Source organism: Bradyrhizobium sp. UFLA05-108 (genome assembly GCF_059803455.1).
Genome location: NZ_JBANAZ010000039.1, coordinates 45,302 through 66,012, shown reverse-complemented (window position 1 = coordinate 66,012; position 20,711 = coordinate 45,302). Strand labels below are relative to the sequence as shown.

General features: G+C 64.0%; 18 protein-coding genes and 1 pseudogene. 7 read left to right on the top strand and 12 right to left on the bottom strand.

Annotated elements, in window-relative coordinates; genetic code table 11:
• Positions 1 to 129 precede the first annotated feature (129 nt).
• Positions 130 to 606: a hypothetical protein gene (locus tag SO140_RS26530; protein WP_449379379.1), complete on the bottom strand. Its 477-nt coding sequence runs from the start codon at positions 604 to 606 to the stop codon at positions 130 to 132.
• Between the two features lie 228 nt (positions 607 to 834).
• Here SO140_RS26530 and SO140_RS26525 point away from each other — a divergent pair, with 228 nt between their 5' ends.
• Positions 835 to 1,140 carry a hypothetical protein gene (locus SO140_RS26525; RefSeq protein WP_449379380.1) on the top strand — a complete coding sequence of 102 codons (306 nt, stop codon included), beginning with the start codon at positions 835 to 837 and terminating at the stop codon, positions 1,138 to 1,140.
• 265 nt (positions 1,141 to 1,405) lie between these two features.
• Here SO140_RS26525 and SO140_RS26520 read toward each other — a convergent pair whose 3' ends face one another.
• Genes SO140_RS26520 through SO140_RS26490 form a run of 7 tightly spaced genes read right to left on the bottom strand, consistent with a single transcriptional unit; the run spans position 1,406 to position 8,808 of the window.
• Positions 1,406 to 1,930 carry an NADH-quinone oxidoreductase subunit B family protein gene (locus tag SO140_RS26520; protein WP_449379381.1) on the bottom strand — a complete coding sequence of 175 codons (525 nt, stop codon included), beginning with the start codon at positions 1,928 to 1,930 and terminating at the stop codon, positions 1,406 to 1,408.
• A 3-nt stretch (positions 1,931 to 1,933) separates the two neighbouring features.
• A complete protein-coding gene (locus SO140_RS26515; RefSeq protein ID WP_474799469.1) occupies positions 1,934 to 3,442 on the bottom strand; it encodes a hydrogenase large subunit in 1,509 nt (502 codons plus the stop codon).
• A 3-nt stretch (positions 3,443 to 3,445) separates the two neighbouring features.
• On the bottom strand, positions 3,446 to 4,885 hold the full coding sequence (locus SO140_RS26510) for a hydrogenase 4 subunit F (protein ID WP_449379383.1): 1,440 nt from the start codon (positions 4,883 to 4,885) through the stop codon (positions 3,446 to 3,448).
• Entirely contained in the window at positions 4,882 to 5,544 is a 663-nt protein-coding gene (locus SO140_RS26505; protein WP_027521310.1) for a hydrogenase-4 component E, read from the bottom strand. Before SO140_RS26505 ends, SO140_RS26510 begins: the two co-directional genes overlap by 4 nt.
• Before the next feature lie 3 nt (positions 5,545 to 5,547).
• Positions 5,548 to 6,504 carry a respiratory chain complex I subunit 1 family protein gene (locus SO140_RS26500; RefSeq protein WP_449379384.1) on the bottom strand — a complete coding sequence of 319 codons (957 nt, stop codon included), beginning with the start codon at positions 6,502 to 6,504 and terminating at the stop codon, positions 5,548 to 5,550.
• Complete coding sequence (gene hyfB, locus SO140_RS26495) at positions 6,501 to 8,501, bottom strand: hydrogenase 4 subunit B (RefSeq protein WP_449379385.1); 2,001 nt, start codon at positions 8,499 to 8,501, stop codon at positions 6,501 to 6,503. Before hyfB ends, SO140_RS26500 begins: the two co-directional genes overlap by 4 nt.
• Before the next feature lie 34 nt (positions 8,502 to 8,535).
• Positions 8,536 to 8,808: a helix-turn-helix domain-containing protein gene (locus tag SO140_RS26490; protein WP_449379386.1), complete on the bottom strand. Its 273-nt coding sequence runs from the start codon at positions 8,806 to 8,808 to the stop codon at positions 8,536 to 8,538.
• A 250-nt stretch (positions 8,809 to 9,058) separates the two neighbouring features.
• Between SO140_RS26490 and SO140_RS26485 the strand changes: the two are divergent.
• A pseudogene (locus SO140_RS26485) lies at positions 9,059 to 11,014 on the top strand (EAL domain-containing protein); the annotation flags it as partial.
• A 314-nt stretch (positions 11,015 to 11,328) separates the two neighbouring features.
• Here SO140_RS26485 and SO140_RS26480 read toward each other — a convergent pair.
• Positions 11,329 to 11,859, bottom strand: coding sequence for a MarR family winged helix-turn-helix transcriptional regulator (locus SO140_RS26480; protein WP_449379388.1), 531 nt, complete (start codon positions 11,857 to 11,859; stop codon positions 11,329 to 11,331).
• 177 nt (positions 11,860 to 12,036) lie between these two features.
• Here SO140_RS26480 and SO140_RS26475 point away from each other — a divergent pair, with 177 nt between their 5' ends.
• Genes SO140_RS26475 through SO140_RS26465 form a run of 3 tightly spaced genes read left to right on the top strand, consistent with a single transcriptional unit; the run spans position 12,037 to position 15,580 of the window.
• Positions 12,037 to 13,077, top strand: a complete 1,041-nt coding sequence (locus SO140_RS26475) for a branched-chain amino acid ABC transporter permease (protein ID WP_449379389.1) — start codon at positions 12,037 to 12,039, stop codon at positions 13,075 to 13,077.
• A 5-nt stretch (positions 13,078 to 13,082) separates the two neighbouring features.
• Entirely contained in the window at positions 13,083 to 14,852 is a 1,770-nt protein-coding gene (locus SO140_RS26470) for a branched-chain amino acid ABC transporter ATP-binding protein/permease (RefSeq protein ID WP_449379390.1), read from the top strand.
• Positions 14,849 to 15,580 carry an ABC transporter ATP-binding protein gene (locus SO140_RS26465; protein WP_474799473.1) on the top strand — a complete coding sequence of 244 codons (732 nt, stop codon included), beginning with the start codon at positions 14,849 to 14,851 and terminating at the stop codon, positions 15,578 to 15,580. The genes SO140_RS26470 and SO140_RS26465 overlap by 4 nt, the downstream gene beginning before the upstream one ends.
• A gap of 180 nt (positions 15,581 to 15,760) precedes the next feature.
• On the opposite strand, the gene SO140_RS26460 is transcribed toward SO140_RS26465, so the two are convergent.
• Positions 15,761 to 16,387, bottom strand: a complete 627-nt coding sequence (locus SO140_RS26460) for a pyridoxamine 5'-phosphate oxidase family protein (RefSeq protein WP_449379392.1) — start codon at positions 16,385 to 16,387, stop codon at positions 15,761 to 15,763.
• Positions 16,388 to 16,505: 118 nt separating this feature from the next.
• Here SO140_RS26460 and SO140_RS26455 point away from each other — a divergent pair, with 118 nt between their 5' ends.
• Positions 16,506 to 17,390 (top strand): LysR family transcriptional regulator, encoded by an 885-nt coding sequence (locus tag SO140_RS26455; protein WP_474799476.1) that lies wholly within the window; start codon positions 16,506 to 16,508, stop codon positions 17,388 to 17,390.
• Between the two features lie 47 nt (positions 17,391 to 17,437).
• Here the strand turns inward: SO140_RS26455 and SO140_RS26450 are convergent, their stop codons facing one another.
• Together SO140_RS26450 and pobA are read right to left on the bottom strand one after the other, a co-directional pair.
• A complete protein-coding gene (locus tag SO140_RS26450) occupies positions 17,438 to 17,857 on the bottom strand; it encodes a PaaI family thioesterase (protein WP_474799478.1) in 420 nt (139 codons plus the stop codon).
• Positions 17,858 to 18,070: 213 nt separating this feature from the next.
• Positions 18,071 to 19,240, bottom strand: a complete 1,170-nt coding sequence (gene pobA / locus SO140_RS26445; RefSeq protein WP_498543395.1) for a 4-hydroxybenzoate 3-monooxygenase — start codon at positions 19,238 to 19,240, stop codon at positions 18,071 to 18,073.
• Positions 19,241 to 19,501: 261 nt separating this feature from the next.
• Here pobA and SO140_RS26440 point away from each other — a divergent pair, with 261 nt between their 5' ends.
• Positions 19,502 to 20,518 (top strand): TRAP transporter substrate-binding protein, encoded by a 1,017-nt coding sequence (locus tag SO140_RS26440; protein WP_474799480.1) that lies wholly within the window; start codon positions 19,502 to 19,504, stop codon positions 20,516 to 20,518.
• The last annotated feature ends 193 nt before the right edge of the window (positions 20,519 to 20,711 follow it).

Genomic DNA, 20,711 nt, shown 5'->3' with positions numbered 1-20,711 from the left:
CATTTCGACGGAAATTTAACGGAGGCCAGGAGGGTGCGGCGACATGGCGCAGTGAGCGCCTGGGGGGACACGCTCGAACGCAGCGCTCGAGCGTGCCCCATCCTCACTGGCAAGCCTTTCTAGCGAGCCTTACTGGAACGTCATATCCAAGCACTTGGAGATGTCGGAGCCGAGGCCGGAGGAGATGGTGATGCAGCCGCGGACCTTTTGCGCGGTGACGTCGGCCGCCCATATCGAATAGCCGCCAGGCCCGAAGAACGAGTTGGTATTCGGCGGCTCGGTCTCGGTCGCATCGAAATCGTAGCGGCCGTCGGTCTCGAAGATGCGCGGCTTCTTGGTGCAGCCGCCGTCGGTCTGCACGTTGATGACTTCCTTGTTGTCGCGGGTCAGCGCCAGCGAGACCTGACAACGGAAATATTCCGAGGTCTTGGTGTTGAAGAGATAGGTGTAGGACTTGCAGGTCGCGGTGTTCAGCTTTCCCGGGGCAAGGCCGCGGCTACAGGAAATCCGCTGGTTGTGGCTGAGCTGGTAGTCATCGGCATGGGCGACGGGCGCCAGCGTCACCAGCAACGCGGCGGACAGGCAAATTTTTATGACATGGTTCATTCGAATCATCCCTACCCAATCTCTTTGTCGAATTGCGTTCTAGACGGAAAGCGGAACATAGTCGCGAGGGGACGAAGGGAAAATCACAAACTGCTAGTCAGGATGTGATTGGGCACGACGACCCGTTGGACGGGACGTGGTGCGTTGCGATCGAGGCGCGTCTTGACCGGCAAAGACCGTTCGTGATTTGTTCGGAACGGCAGCCAAGTGGTTATGGGGAGGATGAGGATGACTGGATTTCCAAGGAAGGCCTTGATGGCCGCGGCGATGCTTGGGGCGCTCGCCGCGCCAGCCGTCGCGCAGACCGCCGCGACGCCGTGGGAGCTAAAGCCCGACATGGGTTATGCCTATGACAAGGAAGGCAAGACCTTCTCCTACAAGATGGGCACCAGCAATGCCGGCGACCTCCTGAAGGGCGCCAAGAAAGTGCCGCGGGGCACGCTGTTCTTCATCGGCCAGAACGGCCAGCTCTACATGCGCACCGGTCCGTACCTCGAGGGCGACGGGCGATTCAAGTTCGGCCCGGATCAATAGGAGCGGCGAGGCGACGCCATATATTCGGTGTCATCACCCACGAAAGCGAAAGCGGGGCATCCAGTACGCCGCGGCTTCTGTGTACCCTCACCGGCCCTGGGATACTGCATCGCCCGCCTTCCGCGGGCGATGACTGAGAGAAATGAGGGGGCGCAGCTCCAACAATCTCGTCATTGCGAGCGCAGCGAAACAATCCAGAGTCTCTCCGCGGCGACATTGCTGGATGGCTTCGCTACGCTCGTAATGACGGAATGTGCGGGGCAGCTCACCTCTTGCCGCCGACATGTTCCAGCAGCGCGAGTAAGCCCTTCAGCAATTCCGTTGGCGAGGGCGGGCAGCCCTTGACGTGCAAGTCCACCGGCACGACGTCGGAGACGCCGCCGACGCAGGCGTAGCTGCCTTTGAAAATGCCACCATCAGCGGCGCAGCCGCCCGCCGCGACCACCCACTTCGGATCGGGCGTGGCGTTGTAGGTGCGCTCCAGCGCCTGCCTCATGTTCTTCGTCACCGGACCCGTGACCAGCAGCACGTCGGCATGGCGCGGTGAGGCGACGAAGCGCAGGCCGAAGCGTTCGATGTCATAGAAGGCGTTGGAGAGCGCGTGGATCTCGAGCTCACAGCCATTGCAGGAGCCGGCATCGACCTGGCGGATCGCGAGCGAGCGACCGAGCTTGGCCTGCGCCGCGCGATCGACCTTCGCCGCAAGTTCCGCAAGCGCGGCCTCGTCGGGCGCAGGCGCGGGCTCGGTCAGCGATCCATGCGTGAGGCTTTCGAGCAGAGTCTTGCGCATGGCTTAGAGATCCACGCCCGAATAGGAACAGTTGAACGACTTGTTGCAGAGCGGGAAGTCGGCGATGATGTTGCCCTCGATCGCGGTCTCCAGCAGCGGCCATTGGAACCAGGAGGCATCGCGCAGGTGGCAACGCTGCACGCGCAGCTCGGTATCCAGCCTCAACCAAACCAGCACGTCGCCGCGAAACGCTTCCGTCACAGCCAGGCCTTCGCATTCACCGTGCCCGGCCGGCAGCGCGCTCCTGATCTCGCCCGGCGCCAGCAGGTCCAGGATCTGCGCAATCAGTGCGACGCTCTGCTCGACCTCGCGGATGCGGATCCAGACCCGCGCATTGACGTCGCCCGCCTCGAGCATCGGCACTTCGAACGACAACCGATCGTAGGGGGCGTAAGCAAGCATGCGCCGCGCATCGAAATCACGCCCCGAGGCGCGGCCGACATAGCCGCCGGCGCCGAACTGCCGCGCATACTCCGTTTTCACCATGCCCGTGGTGACGGTGCGGTCCTGAAGCGACGCCGTATTGTCATAGAGCTCGATCAGACGCGGAAACACCTTGGTGACTTCGGCAAGCAGCGTGCGCAGTGCCGCAACGCCGTCCGGCGCGATATCACGCGTCACGCCGCCGGGCACGATGATGTCCATCATCAGGCGATGGCCGAACGCGACATTCGCGGCACGCAGGCAGCGCTCACGCAAAATGCCGGTCTGGGCATGCATCAGCGCAAAGGAGGCGTCGTTGCAGATCGCGCCGATATCGCCGAAATGATTGGCGAGCCGCTCCAGCTCCGCCATCAGCGCCCGCAAATGCGTCGCGCGCGACGGCGCTTCGATGTCGAGCGCCGTCTCCGCGGCGCGCGCAAAGGCGAAGGCGTAGGCGACCGCGCTGTCCCCCGACGTGCGATTGGCGAGTTTTGCCGCGGCCTCGAGGCTTGCGCCCTGCATCAGGGATTCGACGCCCTTGTGGGTGTAGCCGAGCCATTGCTCGAGCCGCACCACGTGCTCGCCGTTGGCGGTGAAGCGGAAATGGCCCGGTTCGATGATGCCGGCATGAACGGGGCCGACCGCAACCTGATGCAGCGCCTCGCCTTCGGCCGGCAGAAACTGATACGGGACCGCCTCGCGCGGCGCGTTGCGGCTTCCAAGTGGGAACGATTCTCCCCAGACGTGGTGATCGAGCCATGGCCGCATATCGTCCGCGCCGATTGGCGTCAGTCCGAACAAGTCGTGGATGGCACGCTCCAGCCGCAGCGCGGGCGGATGATGGCGAGCGACGCTCGGGAATGCGCCGGCTGCACATCCGTAACTGACGACCGCGAGCTCGGCGACGGCTTCATCGAGCAGCGCCATGTGGACAGCGGTCGGCTCCCCCCAGAAGCCGAGCAGCGTCAGGCGGCCTGCGGCCAGTTGGTCGATTGCGGCCCGCCAGCCGGCTTCCACCACGACGACACGCGGCCAGGGCCGATGCGATGGCACTGCGTGAACATGGGGGATGCTGTCGAGGATGCCCATCGCCTATCCCAGCAGCTTTGCGACGTTCGTAAAGCCGGTCACCAGGACCGGCGGCAGATAGATGCCGGCCATAGCGACCAGCGCCAGATGCGTGAACATCGGCACATAGGAGGCGTCCGCCGGAGCAGTCTTGCCCCTGGGCTCGCCGAACATCACGACGCCGACCCGCAGCAACAGCCCGCCGAGCGCGATGATGATGCCGAGCACCAGGATCGCGGTCACCCATGGCGCGCGAGAAAAGGTCGAACTGATGACCAGGAACTCGCTCATGAAGATGCCGAGCGGCGGCAGGCCGACGATGGCGATGACGCCGAGCATCAGGCCCCAGCCGAGCACGGGGTTGGTCACCGTAAGGCCGCCGATGTCGGCGATCTTCTGCGTACCCTTAACCTGCGCGATATGGCCAACCGCGAAGAAGATCGCGGATTTGGTCAGCGAGTGCATGGTCATGTGCAGAAGGCCGGCGAAATTCGCGAGCGGCCCGCCCATACCAAAGGCAAAGACGATGATGCCCATGTGCTCGATCGAGGAATAGGCAAACATGCGCTTGATGTCACGGCGGCGATACAGCATCAGCGCCGCGAAGATCACCGAGATCAGGCCCATCGTCACCATCAGCGGTCCCGGTGCAATCGCCGCGGAATTGACCGCGAGCATCATCTTGAAGCGCAGGAGCGCGTAGAGCGCGACGTTGAGCAGGAGGCCCGAGAGGACCGCGGAGATCGGCGTCGGGCCTTCGGCATGCGCGTCGGGCAGCCAGGCATGCAGCGGCGCGAGGCCAACCTTGGTCCCGTAGCCGAGCAGCAGGAAGACGAAGGCGACATTCAGCAGCGCCGGGTCGAATGCGGCGGCGTGCTGCACCAGCACAGTCCACACCATGCCGTCGAGCCCCTCCCCCACCGCCGGGCGCGCCGCCATGTAGACCAGGATTGTACCGAACAGCGCCAGCGCAATTCCGACGCTGCCGAGGATGAAATATTTCCAGGCGGCTTCCAGCGCCTCATGGGTGCGGTAGATGCCGACCATCAGCACGGTCGTCAACGTTGCGACCTCGACTGCAACCCATATCAGGCCGATATTGTTGGCGACGAGTGCGAGGTTCATCGCGAACATCAGCGTCTGGTACATCGCGTGGTAGAAGCGCAGGAAGGCTGGTGTCAACCGTCCGGTCTCGATCTCGTGGTGTATGTAACTCGCGCTGAACACGGATGTCGTGAAGCCGACGAAGGTCGTCAGCACGATGAAGACCTTGTTGAGGTCGTCGAGCAGCAGATATTGGCCTGACGTCGGTTCGATCACGAATAGCGACAGCGAGGTTAGGAAAGTCGCAAGCGCTGCAACGACGTTGAGCTTTGCCGTCAAGAAGTAGCCGGGCAGGATCGCGAGCAGCGCCGCCGAGACGGCCGGGATCAGCAGGATGACACCAAGCGCGTCGACCGTCATCGCCGCTCTCCCCTGAACCGGTCGAGTGCCTGCACATCGACGCTGTCAAAGCGCTCGCGGATACGGAACAGGAAGATGCCGATCACGATGAAGGCGATCAGCACCGAGAAGGCGACGCTGATCTCGACGACGAGTGGCATGCCCTTGGCGCCGGTCGCCGCCAGCACGAGGCCGTTCTCCAGCGACATGAAACCGACCACCTGGCTCACGGCATTGCGCCGCGTCACCATGATCAGGAGCCCGAGCAGCACCACCGACAAGGCGAAGGCGAGATCCTCCCGCGCCAGCGCATCCGCGCCCGGCGTGACCCGCAGCATCACCACCATCGATAGCGCCACGAGGCCGATGCCGGCCATCATGGTGAGCCCGATCCCGATCACGTTCTCGATCTCGCGGTGAATGCCGAGCCGCCGGATGATCCGGTGCAGCGCCACCGGAATGATGATGGCCTTGAAGACGAGAGCGATCAGCGCGGTGACATAGAGATGCGGCGCGGCCTGCACGTAGGCCTGCCAGGCCACCGACAGCGCCAGCACGCCGGCGTGCAGCGCATAGACGTTGAGCAGCGCGTAGAGCCGGTCCTGGTAAAGCAGCATGAAGCTCGCCAGCACAAGCGAGCCGGCGAGCAGGTGGGCGATGTCGAATTGCAGGCTGCTCATGTCTTACAGGCTCCCCGACACGAAGCGCAGCAGGGTCGCGAGCAGCGCCAGCATCAGCGCCGCGCCCAGGAATTCAGGGATACGGAAAACGCGCATCTTGGCGATCGACGTCTCGAACAGCGCAAGCAGGAAGCCGCATAGTCCAAGCTTGCCGAAATAGAGCAGCGCGCCGACGCCGAGCGCTCCGATGCCGGCGTCCGCGGTCGCGGCGCCCCAAGGCAGAAACACGCAGGCGATCAGGGAGACGTAGAGCAGAAGCTTGAGCTGCGACGACAGGTCGACCAGCGCGAGATGCCGTCCGGAATATTCCAGCACCATCGCCTCGTGCACCATGGTGAGTTCGAGATGGGTGGCGGGATTGTCGACGGGGATGCGGGCATTTTCGGCGAGCGCCACGATGGTGAGCGCGACCAGTGCCATCCCCAGCGAGACGCGCAGGCCCACCAGGCTCGATCCCATATATTCGGCGACCGTGGAGAGCTGGGTCGAGCCGGCGATCATCGCGACTGCGAACACCGTCATCAGGATGGCGGGCTCGGCCAGGGTTGCGATCATCACCTCGCGGCTGGAGCCGATTCCGCCGAAGGCGGTGCCGACATCCATGCCGGCAAGGGCCTGGAAGAAACGGGCGCTGCCGAGCAGCGCAATGATGGCGATGAGGTCGGCGCTCCAGGAGAACAACAGGCCGTTCCCGAAGGTTGGCACCAGCGAGGCCGCTACCCAGGTGCCGGCGAACATCAGATAGGGAATGACGCGGAACAGCCAGGAGGCGTTGTCCGCGAGCACGACATCCTTGCGCATCAGGCGCACGAGGTCGCGATAGGGCTGAAGCAGCGGAGGCCCGCGCCGGCGGAGCAGCCGCGCCTTCACCTTGCGCACGAAGCCGGTCAGCAGCGGAGCGAGCAGGAGCACCAGCAGCATCTGCACTCCTTGCGAGATGATGTCGCGCAGCGCGGTCATAGGGCCACCACCAGGAGCAGCACGATCAGCGCCACGAAGACCAGGGTCAGATAGCGGCGGATGGTGAGGAACTGGAGGACGTTGATGTGCTCGGTGGCGAAGCCAATGCCCTTTGCGATCGGCGCGTAGAGCGCCTCCCAGATCAGGTCATGCAGCTCGACGGTGAGCCGCGCTGGCGCGGGCGAGGACGGCGGTGGCATCTCGCCGATCTCGCGCGCGGCGAAGATGACACTGCCGAACACGCGGCGGATCGGCTGCGAGAAGCTCGAGGCCGAATACTGGATCGCGGGGTTGGGGTCGGGATAGCCGCAATCCCAGGCAGGGGCGCGGCGCAGCCGGTCGGAGGCGAGACGATGAATGGCTGTCGCCGCCGCGGTGCCGCTGAGCGCGGCAAACAGGAACACCAGAAGTCCATTATAGGAGCTGCGGCTTTCCGCGATCGGCACGATCGTGAGCCATTCCAGCCCGGTCTGATGCGGCATGACATTGCCGACCATGGCCTTGCTCACCGGCGCCAGCGCATCGATGAACAGGCCCGGCAGAATGCCCGCAATGAGGCAGAGCGCCGCGAGCGCGAACATCGCGGCCAGCGAGAAGCGATCGGTCTCATGCGCAACCGCTGCGACGTCCGAGCGGGGACGGCCGAGGAAGCCGATACCATAGAGCTTGACGAAGCAGGCGGCGGCGAAGGCGGCGGCCAGCGCCAGCAGGCCGCCGACCGCGGGGATGGCGAGCTTAAGGCCCCAGGACGGTAGTTGCGGCGACAGCAGTATCGCCTGAAACGTCAGCCATTCTGAGACGAAACCGTTGAACGGCGGCAGCGCCGAGATCGCGACGCAGCCGACCAGCACCGCGAATGCCGTCTTCGGCATGCGATGGATCAGCCCGCCGAGCTTCTCCATGTCGCGCGCGCCGGTCGCTTCCAGCACCGCGCCGGCACCGAAGAACAGAAGACTCTTGAACAGCGCGTGGTTGAAGACGTGCAGCATCGCCGCGGTGAAGGCGAGTGCCGCCACCCAGTCGACCCCCTGCGCCTTGAAGGCAAGCGCAAGACCGAGGCCGGTGAAGATGATGCCGATGTTCTCGATGGTCGAATAGGCCAGCACGCGCTTGATGTCGCGCTGCATCAGCGCATAGAGCACACCCAGCGTCGCGGTAGGGCCGCCGACCAGCAGCACCACCATGCTCCACCACCATTCCGGCTCCGGCAGCAGGTCGAAGACGATGCGGACAAAACCGTAGACGGCGACCTTGGTCATCACGCCGCTCATGAGGGCCGAGACGTGGCTGGGTGCGGCGGGATGGGCGAGTGGCAGCCAGGCGTGCAGCGGTACGAGGCCCGCCTTGGAGCCGGCGCCGAGCAGGACGAGGATCACCACCGTGCCGGCGAGCGCGGCCGGGGGATGCGAGGCGCGGATTGCATCGAAATCGTAACCTGCACCACTGGCGAGCAGGCCGAAGGCGAGCAGCAGCGCCAGCGTGCCGAAGCTCGCCATCAGGAGATAGACATAGCCGGCGCGGACGTTGTCCGTGTCACGATGATGCGCCACCACCAGCGCCCAGGAGGTCAGCGACATGAACTCCCACGCCACCAGGAAGCTGAAGGCATCGTTGGCGAGCACGACCGTGTTCATGCCGGCGAGATAGGCCGGATAGAACGGCAGCACGCGGCCGGGAGATTCTTCATGCGCGCCATAGCCGAGCGCGAACAGGCTCGCGGCTGCGCCACCAAGATTGATCACGACCAGGAGGAAAGCCGACAGTGCATCCAGACGGAAGTGAGCCCCCAGCCAGGGCAGGCCTATCGGCAGCGTCGTGCCCAACGCCGGATGGGCGGGATCGAGCAAGTACACGAGCGCGACGATGCAGAGCGTCGCAGTGACGACGAGGCAGCCGCCATAGAGCACGATCGAACCGCGCGGACGCGTCGACAGCGCGATCCCGACCGGCGCCAGCGCCAGTAGCAGTGCCACCGACCATAGCGCCACCGAGATCATCAGAGCTCCCGGGTTGCGAGTTGTGCGCGTGTCGTCATTTGTTGTCCTCACCCGCGCTCTGATGGGATTTCAGCCGCACGCCGCGGCCGCTTCCGGTTGAGGGCGCGCCCTCGCCGATCAACTCGATGCCCGCGACCGCGAGCGCCTCGACCAGTTTCATCAGGGAATCGACGTTGCCGCGAATGACGCCCTCGGAGGCCTCCATGCGCTGGATCGTCGGCAGCGACAGCGAGCAGCGCTGCGCCAGCTCGCGTTGGTCGATCCCGAGCAGGGCTCGAGCGGCCCGGAGCTGCGCGGCGGTAATCATTGGAAGCGGCTCCATTGCAGGTGCCATGATTGATAAGGCAAGCGTACAGCATCTAAAATGATGTATCAAGCATCAATATTGCTGCATTGAAAATCAGGATGTGAATCGCCGTCAGCTGCAATCTCGTCGCGACCCCTTAACGTGAAATTCGCTGCAACTTCAGGAAGCTGCCTGCGCGGACGGCAGATCGTGGAGACCATTCACCGGCCTCTGCTCTAATGCTTTCCGCACTTGAAGGGGGCGAAGACACATGGAGGATCGCGACAGTCAGGTCGCCGACGCCGGCGGGCTCAGCTCGCTCGCCTTGGACGGACTGCTCGAGCAGGCCGTCAACAATCTTTGGCTCGGCATCATCCTGTTCAACCGGAGCCGCGAGGTCATCTACTGCAACCAGCGCTACATGGACATGTACGGCCTTGGGCCGGACGAGGTGCGGCCGGGCACGCCGGTCAGCAACCTGATCCAGCATCGACTCAAGCTCGGATTGAAGGTCCGTGGAAAGGCCGATGACTATGTTCGCGCCCGCACGGAGCGCACGATCGTCAGGGAACGAGCGGTGCAGGAATTCGCGGACGGGCGGATCATCGCCTATACCGTCCACCCTCTACCGGACGGCGGCGGCATGGCGACCCACGAGGACATCACCGAGCGCGAGGAGCTCAGCGCGCGACTGCAACAGCGCAACATGCAGTTCGACATCGCGATCAACAACATGTCGCACGGTCTGTGCTTCTTCGATGCCGATCACCGGCTGATCGTGTGCAACAAGGACTTCATCGACATGTACGGACTGCCGCCCGAGCGTGTCCGTCCCGGCACGCCCCTGTCAGACATCGTCGACATGCGCTTTGAGGCCGGCAGCGTGCCCGCGATGTCGCGCACCGAGTACATGAAATGGCGCACCGGCGTCGTCGTTTCAGCCGAGCCCGTCGACAGCATCGTCGAGATGCGAAACGGGCGCACCTTCAAGATCCGCCATCGCCCGATGCCGGACCTCGGCTGGGTGGCGACCCACGAAGACATCACCGAGCAACGGCAGACCGAGCTGAAGATCGCGCATATGGCGCATCACGACGCGCTGACTGATCTCGCCAATCGCGCCCTGCTCAACCAGCGGCTCGAGCAGGCGTTCGCATCGCAACAGATCTTTGCCCTGCATCACATCGACCTCGACAAGTTCAAGTCGGTGAACGACACGCTGGGCCATCATGCCGGCGATGCCCTGCTCAAGGGCGTGAGCGAGCGTCTACGGCGCCTCGTTCGCCCGGGCGACACGATAGCCCGGATGGGCGGCGACGAATTCGTCGTCCTGCAGACCCCGATCAGCGAGGCAAGCGAAGCAGGCACGCTGGCGCAGCGCATTATCGGCCAGATGAGCGCGCCGTTCGAGATCGACGCACAGCAGACGATCGCTGGGGCAAGCATCGGCATCGCCATTGCGCCGGCCGATGGAGCAACACCCGAGCAATTGCTGCGTAACGCCGACCTTGCTCTCTACCGGGCCAAGAGCGACGGCCGGGGAATGTACCGCTTTTTCGAGCCGGCGATGGACGAGCAGGTGCAGAGCCGCCGCGCATTGGAGGTCGATCTGCGCAAGGCGCTCGCTAGTGGCGAATTCGAGCTTCACTATCAGCCGCTGGTAAGGAGTCACAGCGGTGCGATCAGCGGCTTCGAGGCGCTGATCCGCTGGCAGCATCCGCAGCGCGGACTGATCCCTCCGGGCAGCTTCATCCCGCTTGCCGAGGAGATCGGCCTGATCGTGCCGATCGGCGAGTGGGTGATCCGGCAGGCCTGCATGACGGCCAGCCGATGGCCAAAGCACCTCCACGTCGCCGTCAACATATCGGCCGTACAATTCCGCTACGCCGGCCTTGCCGAGGTGATCGTCGGCGCGCTTGCGGCCGCGGGGTTGGAAGCCAGTCGACTCGAAATCGAGATTACCGAGAGCGTCCTCTTGCAGGACAAGGAGGGGACGCTCGCCACGCTGCACCGGCTGCGCGAGCTCGGAACCCGGATCGCGATGGACGATTTCGGCACCGGCTATTCGTCGCTGACTTATCTGCAATGTTTCCCGTTCGACAAGATCAAGATCGACCGCTCGTTCGTGCGCGACATCGCCACCGATGCCGGATCACTCAACATCGTGCGGGCGATTGCTGCGCTCGCAAGCGGGTTGGGAATGACGGCGACGGCGGAAGGCGTCGAAACGCGCGAGCAGCTCGACCGGATCGCTGCCGAAGGATGCACTGAGATGCAGGGCTATTGTTCAGTCGCCCCCTGCCCGCAGCGGAAATCGAGCGCCGCTTCCTGTCCCCGGAAGCGCCCACCTTGCCCGACCGGTTCGCTGCGGCGTAATCGCCTCCAGCCGCATCGTCTCTCTCTCCGCACGCACTGCTGCGTTCCCTCCCCCCTTGCGGGGAGGAAGCGCTGGGGGCCAAGTGGGGAGAACGAAGCCTCAGTAAGTTCAGGGAGAAGTCATCGCGGCGTGAGATCACTCGCGCGTCGGAATGACGTGAAGCCTCAAAACTCGTTGGCGATCTTGGACAGCATCGCGATCAGGGACTCGCGGTTGGCCCCGCCCAACAACTCGTTCAGCCGCGCCTCGTGCTTGGTGGCGACGAGCTTTTTGGCGCGGGACAGCACGGCCTTGCCCTTGTCGGTCAAGACCAGGATGTGCGAGCGGCGGTCGTTGGTGGAGCGGATCCGCGCGCAAAGATCGCGGCTCTCGAGATTATCCAACATGGCCACGAAATTCGGGCGCAGAATGCCGAGCGTGGAGGCGATCTCGGTTTGATTGCGGCCTGGATTCTTCTCGACCAAAAGTAGCACGGAGAACTGCGCCGGCGTGAGCTGGAGCGAGGCCATGCAGCGCAGGAAGTTCTCGAATACCTTGAGCTGGGCGCGTTTGAGCACGTAGCCGAGCTGTTCGGAGAGTTCGCCAAGCTGAAGGGCCCCGCCGGCATCATCAAGCGCGTCCTTGCGCGCCCTGGCCGCCTCCGCTCCCTTAGCGGTTGCTTCCGCCGATTTTTCCGCCGCCTTGGAAACGGTCATCGCCTGTTGCTCGCAATCCCGTTAGATTTGGATCCGGTGTTCCCCGGCCCTTGAAGTTATAATCGATAATTGTTATTGACCATACCAAATATCGTCAGCGATTTTCAATGGCTGTGAGGGACGATTCACCGCGAAAGCGGGATCGGCCCGGATCTTAATAAGGGGGAGCGTCCGGTCTTGAATACCACCATCCTGCTGTTCCTTATCCAGGACGGCATCACCAACGGCGCGATCTACGCGCTGCTCGGACTAGCGCTGGTGCTGGTATTCGCGGTCACCCGCGTGATCCTGATCCCGCAAGGCGAATTCGTCACCTATGGCGCGCTGACCTATGCCTCGCTCGCCTCTGGGCAGATGCCTGGCACGGCCAAGCTTGCGCTCGCGATGGGCCTCGTCGCCTTCGTGTTCGACCTGTTCGCGGCGCGCAAAGCACTGCACGGGCGGCTGATCCTCCGCACCTTTCTCACCAACATCGCGCTGCCGGGAATCGTGCTGGCGGCAACCCTCTACTTCGCCGGCCAGAAGCCTCCGGTCGCGATCTCGATGGCGCTGTCGCTCGTGATCGTCGCGCTGATCGGCGTGTCGCTCTATCGCATCGTGTTCCAGCCGCTGGCGCACACCTCCGTGCTCGTGCTGCTGATCGCCTCCGTCGGCGTCCATCTCGCGCTGCAGGGCCTGGGTCTTCTGTTCTTCGGCGCCGAGGGCCAGCGCGGCCCGGCGGTGCTGTCGACGGCCTTTACGCTCGGCACGCTGCGCTTCACCGGCCAGAGCATCACGGTCTACGGCATCACCATCGCCTTCATCGTCGGCCTCTGGCTGTTCTTCGGCTTCACGCGCTACGGCAAGGCGCTGCGCGCGACCGCCGTCAACCGTTTGGGTGCGCGGCTGGCCGGCATCCGCACCTCGCTGTCGGGGCAGATCGCCTTCCTTCTGGCATCCGTGATCGGCGCGCTATCGGGCATACTGATCGTCCCAATTACAACTCTCTACTACGACAGCGGCTTCCTGATCGGCCTGAAAGGCTTCGTCGCCGCGATCATCGGCGGCCTCGTCAGCTATCCCCTGACGGCAATCGCGGCGCTCTTTGTCGGCATCGTCGAGGCGTTCTCGTCCTTCTACGCCAGCAACTACAAGGAGGTCATCGTCTTCATGCTCCTGATTCCGGTGCTGCTGCTGCGCTCGCTCGCAGCCCCCGCGGTCGAGGAAGAGAAGGACTGAGCACGATGAACGACCGGCTTCCCATTCTCGTCTTCGCCCTTGTCATGGCGGCGATCCCATTCATTCCCGGCATGCCGCCGTTCTGGATCGTGCTGCTGGACAATATCGGCCTCGCCGCGCTGGTCGCGATGGGCCTCGTCCTGCTCACTGGCGTCGGCGGTCTCACCTCGTTCGGACAGGCGGCCTTCGTCGGCTTCGGCGCCTATACCACGGCAGTGCTGTCGACGGCGTATGGCCTGTCGCCCTGGCTGACCTTGCCGCTCTCGCTGCTGGTCAGCGGCCTGCTCGCGGTGCTGCTCGGGCTGATCACGGTCCGCCTGTCGGGCCACTATTTGCCGCTCGGCACGCTCGCCTGGGGGCTCGGGCTGTTCTATCTCTTCAGCAAGCTCGAATTTCTGGGACGCAACGACGGCATCTCCGCGATTCCCCCGCTGTCGATCGGCACGTTCAAAATGCTCTCACCCGGCTCGATCTACTACGCGATCTGGGTTGCGGTGATCGTCTCGGCGCTGCTCACGATGAACCTGCTGGACTCCCGCACCGGCCGCGCCATCCGTGCGCTCAGGCGCGGGCATGTCGCTGCCGAAGCCTTTGGCGTGCAGACGCCGCGCGCAAAGCTGCTGGTGTTCATCCATGCCGCGGTGCTCGCAGGTCTCTCCGGCTGGCTCTATGCGCATCTCCAGCGCGCGGTGAATCCGACGCCGTTCGGCGCGCAGGCCGGCATCGAGTATCTCTTCATCGCGGTCGTCGGCGGCGCCGGCTATGTCTGGGGCGGCGTGCTTGGCGCGGCGATCGTCGTCGTCCTGAAGGAAGTGCTGCAGAGCTATCTGCCGCTCATCCTGCCGGGCTCTGGCCAGGTCGAGACCATCGTGTTCGGCATCATGCTGGTGGCGCTCTTGCAGCTCGCGCCCGGCGGCGTCTGGCCGTGGCTGATGTCGTTCATGCCGCAGAGGGCTGGCGGTAGGAAGCCGGATACCTCGCTGACCCTGCCGGCGCGCGTCCGCGCGCCCGGCGAGGCAAGCGTGCTGCTGCAGGTGGAAAAGGCGCGAAAGCAGTTCGGCGGCGTGATCGCCGTGAACAATGTCTCCTTCGATGTCCAGGCCCGCGAGATCGTTGCGCTGATCGGTCCGAACGGCGCAGGAAAGAGTACGACGTTCAACTTGATCACCGGCGTGCTGTCGGCAACATCAGGCTCGATCTCGGTGCTCGGCAAGAAGGTCGACAAGGCGCCGCCGCAGGAGATCGTCAAGCTCGGAATTTCCCGAACCTTCCAGCACGTGAAGCTGGTGCCCGATATGACCGTGCTGGAGAACGTCGCGATCGGCGCGCATCTGCGCGGCCATTCCGGCCCGATTGCCTCGATGCTGCGGCTCGACCGTACTGACGAGGCGCGGCTGCTGGCGGAAGCCGCGCGCCAGATCGAGCGCGTCGGCTTGGGCGAGCAGATGCATCAGCTCGCAGGCTCACTCTCGCTCGGACAGCAGCGCATCGTCGAGATCGCACGCGCTCTGTGCGTCGATCCGATGCTGCTGCTGCTCGACGAGCCGGCGGCTGGCCTGCGCCACATGGAGAAGCAGCAGCTCGCAAGGCTGCTGCGCGACCTGCGCGACGGCGGCATGAGCGTCCTCCTGGTCGAGCACGACATGGGCTTTGTGATGAATCTCGCCGACCGCATCGTGGTGCTCGATTTCGGCACCAAGATCGCCGAAGGCACGCCCGCCACGATCAAGACCAATCCCGAAGTGATCAAGGCCTATCTCGGAGTGGCGGCATGAACGCGCTGTTGTCAGTCGCCGACGCGCATGTCGCCTATGGCAAGGTCGAGGCCGTGCGCTCGGTTTCGCTCGAGGTCGGTCAAAACGAGATTGTCACCATCGTCGGCGCCAACGGCGCCGGCAAGACCACGCTGCTCTCCGCTGTCATGGGTATCCTGCCGCTGAAGGGCCGGGTTACCTTTGCCGGGCAGGACCTCGCACGGCTCGACATCGAGGACCGCGTCGCGATGGGTTTGGGGCTCGTACCGGAGCACCGCGAATTGTTCGTGACCATGAATGTCGAGGACAATCTGGAGTTAGGGGCCTTCCGTATCGAGAAGAGCAGGGCGAAAAGCTCGATCGAGCGCGTCTACGCGCTGTTCCCGCGACTGAAGGAGCGGCGCAAGCAACTCGCTGGCACGCTGTCCGGCGGCGAGCAGCAGATGCTCGCAATGGGCCGCGCGTTGATGGGAGAGCCAAAACTGCTGATGCTGGACGAGCCGAGCCTGGGCTTGGCGCCAATCATCGTTGCCGACATCTTCCGCATCGTCACCGAGCTGCGTGCCAGCGGCGTCTCGGTGCTGCTGGTCGAGCAGAACGCACAGGCCGCGCTGAAGATCGCGGACAAGGCTTACGTGATGGAGCTCGGCGAGTTCGTGCTTTCCGGCAAGGCCAGCGACGTCGCCGCCAATGAGCGCGTCGCGGCGAGCTATCTCGGCTTCCAGCACGAAGGCGCGAGCGCGCTGTAGTCTTGCGATGACGCCCACGAGCGCATCATCCGCACCGCTGTCATCGTCCGCCTTGTGCGCAATTGCGCACTGGAGCGGACGATCCGGTATCTCAGTGGCGGCTGTACTTGAACCGAAACGGCGTACTGGATCTCCCGCCTTCGCGGGGCATGACAGCGAAGAATGCGACGAGATTCGCTCTTAAAGGCCTGCCGCCTTCTCTCCCTTCAACGCCGCCACCTCCGCTTCGAGCTCCGCAATCCTTGCATCACGCGCGGCGAGTGCTGCGGCGACATCCGCCGCGTCGAATTTCTGCGGGATGTGCTGCGGGCAGTTGGTGTCCCAGGCGGCGATCTTGAACACGATGACCTGCTCGGGGCGCGCTTTGTAGCCTCTTGGCATCAGCGACTGCGTCAGCGCGGGATCGTCCTCCACCACGCGCGCTTCGCCCCATATCTTCACCCTGCGGCGATGGGCGTAGTCCATCACGAAAATATAGGCTTTTGGATTTTCGGAGAGATTTCCTTGCGTGAGATACTGTCGATTGCCAGCGTAGTCGGCGAAGGCAAGCGTCTGCTTGTCCAGCACCTTCAAAAAACCCGTCGGGCCGCCACGGTGCTGAATATAGGGCTGGCCGTCGGCCGAGGCCGTGGCGAGATAGAAACTGTTGGCATCGCCCAGGAACGCCGCGAGGTTTTCGTCGACCTCGGTGCGCCAACCGCGCTGCTCGGCGTGGGAATACGCCTCGCGCGACCCTTTTCGCGTCTGAATCAATTTGACTGCTGGGGTGAAGGCGACGTCGCTGGCGTAGGTGCGGGCGGACGGCATCGGAGCATCTCCAGGAAACTGACGCGTTAGCGTTCTCACACCGAAAAGTGGCCCCCTTTCGGTCCAAAACAATCGACCTGCTTGACACTTCATCATTGCGATATATGCAATAATAGCGATGGACCGGCTCGAGGCCATGCACGTCTTCGTCACCGTCGCCGAGATGCGCGGCTTTGCGCCGGCGGCGCGCAAGCTGCGGCTGTCGCCGTCGGCGGTGACCCGCCTGATCGCTTCGCTGGAGGAGCATCTCGGCGCGCGGCTGTTGCAGCGGACCACGCGCTCCGTGACGCTCACCGACGTCGGCACGCGCTATCTGGAGCGCGCGCGACGGATCCTCGCCGATGTCGAGGAGGCGGATGGCTCGGCGCGCGCAGAGCGAAACCGGCCGAGCGGGCGGCTCGTGGTCTCCGCGCCGGTGGGGTTCGGCCGGCTGCATGTCGGGCCCGTGATGTCGGCGTACCTGAAGCGCTATCCGGATGTCACCGGCGAATTGCGGCTCTCCGACCATATGATCAACCTCATCGAGGACGCGGTCGACCTCGCGGTACGCATTGGCCACCTCGCCGATTCCTCGCTGGTCGCGCGGCAGGTCGGCGAGATGCGACGGATCGTGGTTGCCTCGCCCAACTACCTCAAGCGCCATGGCGAACCGAAGTCGCCGGAGGCACTGCTTCAGCACCGAACCATCCAGTTCGGCCCCGCCACCAACTGGCTCTTCTCGCGCGATGGCCGCGATATGGAGGTCACGCCGAGCCCGCGCTTCATCAGCAACAGCGCCGATGCGGTGCTGCAATATGCCGAACAAGGTGGTGGGGTGACGCGGGTGCTGGCGTATCAGGCCGCCGATGGCCTGAAGCGCGGGCGCTTGAAAATCGTGCTCGCGAAATTCGAGCAGGCGGCCTTGCCGATCCACATCGTCTACCCGACCTCGCGGCTGCTCTCCGCCAAGGTGCGCGCCTTCATCGATCTCGTGGTGGAGACGACGAACTGGCGGTTTGGATAACTCTCGTATCCCGGATACAGCGCACCGTGTCCGGGACACGAGATCGCTCACTCCTTCTTCGGCACCACGCGGAACGTGCCGTTGGCCCGCGCGATGACGATGTCGTCGGCCTTGACCAGACATTGCGCGAAGCAGATCGTGCTGCCGGTCTTGATCACCTCACTCTCGACCGCACACCACTGCCCGATCTCGGCTGCGCCGACATAGTCAACGGCGAGCGAGATCGTAACGAACGAAGTCGTCCAACCCGTTGCCTGCGCACAGCTATAGCCCATCGCGGCATCGGCCAGCGCTGCAATCAGGCCGCCGTGAATGAGCCCGCGCGCATTGGTGTGCGGCTTTGCCAGCCGCAATCCGACGACCACGGCCTTCTCGGCGCGCTTGGAATAGAGCGGCTCCCAGGGATCGGTGAGCGGGCTTTTGCGGAAATGCGGCTCAAAGCCGTCGGGAATCCCGGTGGTCGTCATGTGCGTCTCGCATCGTTAGCTGCCACCATTGAACGCGATGGACGTGACGGATGCACCACCTACAAAGTTTTAAACGACATTTGCGCGGACGTTTGAATTGACTGCTGGGCCGTAGGGTAAGCAAAGGCGCATCGCGCCGTGCCCACCATCTCTCCGCGATTTGCGACAGAAGTGGTGGGCACGCTTCGCTTTGCCCACCCTACAAGCTACAGATCAGAACGGCAGCCCCACGTAATTCTCCGACAACGACGTCATCGCAGCCTGCGACTGCGTAACGTAGTCGAGCTCGGCGAGCTGGATGCGAGCGCCGATGGTGCCGGTGTCGGGGAACTTGTGCAGCATGGAGGCCATCCACCAGGAGAAGCGCACTGCCTTCCAGACCCGCGCCAGCGCTGTCGTGGAATAGGCATCAATGCCCGCGCTCGATTTCTCGTCGTAATATTCACGCAAAGCGGTCGCGAGGTAATGCGCGTCGCTCGCGGCGAGGTTGAGCCCCTTGGCGCCGGTCGGCGGCACGATGTGGGCGGCATCGCCGCACAGGAACATCCGGCCAAAGCGCATCGGCTCGGCCACGAAGCTGCGCAAGGGCGCGATGCTCTTCTCGATCGAGGGACCCGTCACGAGGCTGTCGGCCGCCTCCTGGTCGATCCGACGCTTCAACTCGTCCCAGAAGCGATCATCTGGCCACTGGTCGACGTGATCGTCGAGCGAGCACTGAACATAATGCCGGCTGCGTTTGGTCGAACGCATGGTGCAGAGCGCAAAACCGCGGGCGTGGTTGGAATAGATCAACTCGTGACTGACCGGTGGCGTATCGGAGAGGATGCCGAGCCAGCCGAACGGATAGACCCGCTCGAACTCCTCGATCGCCGAGGGCTTGATGCTGGCGCGGCTGACACCATGGAAGCCGTCGCAGCCGGCGATGAAGTCGCAGAGAATCTCGTGCGTAATGCCATCCTTCACGTAGGTTACGCGCGGGTGACTGCCGTCGAAATCATGCGGCCGCACGTCTTTGGCCTCGTAGACCGAGGTCAGCCCCGCCGCCTTCCGCACGTTCATCAGGTCGAGCGTCACCTCGGTCTGGCCGTAGATCATGACCGTCTTGCCGGTCGCAGCCTTCATGTCGATGCGGTGACGGCGGCCGGAAAATGCAAGCTCGATGCCCTCATGCAAGAGGCCCTCAGCATGCGCGCGCCCTCCCGCGCCGACCTCATCGAGTAGCGCCACGGTTCCCTCTTCGAGAAGGCCGGCGCGGATGCGCCCGAGCACGTAGTCCGGGCTCTGCCGTTCGAGAATGACATTGTCGATGCCGTAACTGTGCAGCAATTGGCCAAGCAGCAGTCCCGCCGGCCCGGCACCGATGATTGCGACTTTTGTCCGCAATACTTGCTCCTCCCGATCCTGTAGGGTGCGGCGCGAGCTTGCTTGTCGCGATCGCCCGCGCGCGATAATTATATCATATAACGTTTGAGCAAAAGGGAGTGCCTTTCGCCGCAGCGCGACATATCCAGGCAACAGCTTTCCGCGAGACGAAAGCAGTCGCGCTGCCACTTCCGGCTTGAACCAGCGATCCAATTATATAACATGTTAACTAACGAGACCGGGCCAAAGAAGCCTGCGGTCAAGAACAGGGAGAGACGAGCAATGAGGAAAGCCTGTCTGGCGTTGCTGCTGGCAGCAAGCATGACGCCTGCCTTCGCGCAGGACAAGAATTTCGACCTGAAGATCTCGCATTGGGTACCAGCCTCGCATCCGCTCCAGAAATCGCTGGAGGACTGGGCGGCCGCTGTGGAGAAAGACTCCGGCGGCACCATCAAGAGCAAGGTGTTTCCGGCGCAACAGCTCGGCAAGGCGTTCGACCATTACGACATGGCGCGCGATGGCATCGCCGACGTCACCTACGTCAACCCCGGCTACCAGCCCGGCCGCTTCCCGATCATTGGCGCCGGCGAACTGCCGTTCCTGATCTCGGACGCCAAGGGCGGCTCGATGGGGCTCGATGCCTGGTACCGCAAATATGCAGAAAAGGAGATGAAGGACGTCAAATACTGCCTCGCCTTCGTCCACTCGCCCTCCTCGTTCCACTCCCGCACCAAGAAGATCGTGGTGCCGGAGGACGTGAAGGGCCTGAAGATCCGCCCGGCCCACGCCACCATGGCGAATTTCGTCACCTCGCTCGGCGGCACCAACGTGCAGTCGTCCGCGCCCGAAGTGCGCGACATCATCGAGCGCGGCGTCGCCGATGGCGTCACCTTCCCCTGGGGCTCGCTGCTGCTGTTCGGCATCGACAAGGTGACGAAGTACGACATGGAGGCGCCGCTTTATGTCACGACCTTCGTCTTCGTGATGAACAAGGACAAGTACAATGCGATGTCCGACAAGCAGAAGGCGGCGATCGACAAGAACTGCACGACCGAGATGGCCGGCGTGGTCGGCGAGCACTGGGGCAAGTTCGAGGATGCCGGCATCGACAAGATCAAGGCGGAAGAAGGTCATGAGGTCTACAAGCTGAACCCGGAGCAGACCGCGTCCTGGAAGAAGGCCGCCGAGCCGCTGGTCAAGACCTGGGGCGAGGGCGTGAGGAAGACCGGCGCCGACCCGGACGCAGCGCTCGCCGAGTTGAAGGCCTCGCTGAAGAAGTACAACGCGCTGGCGGAGTGACGCCAAGACGCGGCCGCGAGCTCGCTGCACCTCTCCCGCTCGCGGGAGAGGTCGGCGCAGAGCGCCGGGTGAGGGCTCTCTCCTCTTGGGGGTTCTCGATTGTGGAAGCACCCTCTCCTCAGCCCTCCCCCGCGGGCGGGGAGGGAGCGCAGCTCCACCGCGGGCACACCTCGAACTCGTCGGAAGGACTCTT

Excerpts from the sequence above, each read along its gene's own strand:
- SO140_RS26530 (WP_449379379.1), bottom strand. The coding sequence starts at position 606 with ATGAACCATGTCATAAAAATTTGCCTGTCCGCCGCGTTGCTGGTGACG.
- SO140_RS26525 (WP_449379380.1), top strand. The coding sequence starts at position 835 with ATGACTGGATTTCCAAGGAAGGCCTTGATGGCCGCGGCGATGCTTGGG.
- SO140_RS26520 (WP_449379381.1), bottom strand. The coding sequence starts at position 1,930 with ATGCGCAAGACTCTGCTCGAAAGCCTCACGCATGGATCGCTGACCGAG.
- SO140_RS26515 (WP_474799469.1), bottom strand. The coding sequence starts at position 3,442 with ATGGGCATCCTCGACAGCATCCCCCATGTTCACGCAGTGCCATCGCAT.
- SO140_RS26510 (WP_449379383.1), bottom strand. The coding sequence starts at position 4,885 with ATGACGGTCGACGCGCTTGGTGTCATCCTGCTGATCCCGGCCGTCTCG.
- SO140_RS26505 (WP_027521310.1), bottom strand. The coding sequence starts at position 5,544 with ATGAGCAGCCTGCAATTCGACATCGCCCACCTGCTCGCCGGCTCGCTT.
- SO140_RS26500 (WP_449379384.1), bottom strand. The coding sequence starts at position 6,504 with ATGACCGCGCTGCGCGACATCATCTCGCAAGGAGTGCAGATGCTGCTG.
- hyfB (WP_449379385.1), bottom strand. The coding sequence starts at position 8,501 with ATGATCTCGGTGGCGCTATGGTCGGTGGCACTGCTACTGGCGCTGGCG.
- SO140_RS26490 (WP_449379386.1), bottom strand. The coding sequence starts at position 8,808 with ATGATTACCGCCGCGCAGCTCCGGGCCGCTCGAGCCCTGCTCGGGATC.
- SO140_RS26480 (WP_449379388.1), bottom strand. The coding sequence starts at position 11,859 with ATGACCGTTTCCAAGGCGGCGGAAAAATCGGCGGAAGCAACCGCTAAG.
- SO140_RS26470 (WP_449379390.1), top strand. The coding sequence starts at position 13,083 with ATGAACGACCGGCTTCCCATTCTCGTCTTCGCCCTTGTCATGGCGGCG.
- SO140_RS26465 (WP_474799473.1), top strand. The coding sequence starts at position 14,849 with ATGAACGCGCTGTTGTCAGTCGCCGACGCGCATGTCGCCTATGGCAAG.
- SO140_RS26460 (WP_449379392.1), bottom strand. The coding sequence starts at position 16,387 with ATGCCGTCCGCCCGCACCTACGCCAGCGACGTCGCCTTCACCCCAGCA.
- SO140_RS26455 (WP_474799476.1), top strand. The coding sequence starts at position 16,506 with ATGGACCGGCTCGAGGCCATGCACGTCTTCGTCACCGTCGCCGAGATG.
- SO140_RS26450 (WP_474799478.1), bottom strand. The coding sequence starts at position 17,857 with ATGACGACCACCGGGATTCCCGACGGCTTTGAGCCGCATTTCCGCAAA.
- SO140_RS26440 (WP_474799480.1), top strand. The coding sequence starts at position 19,502 with ATGAGGAAAGCCTGTCTGGCGTTGCTGCTGGCAGCAAGCATGACGCCT.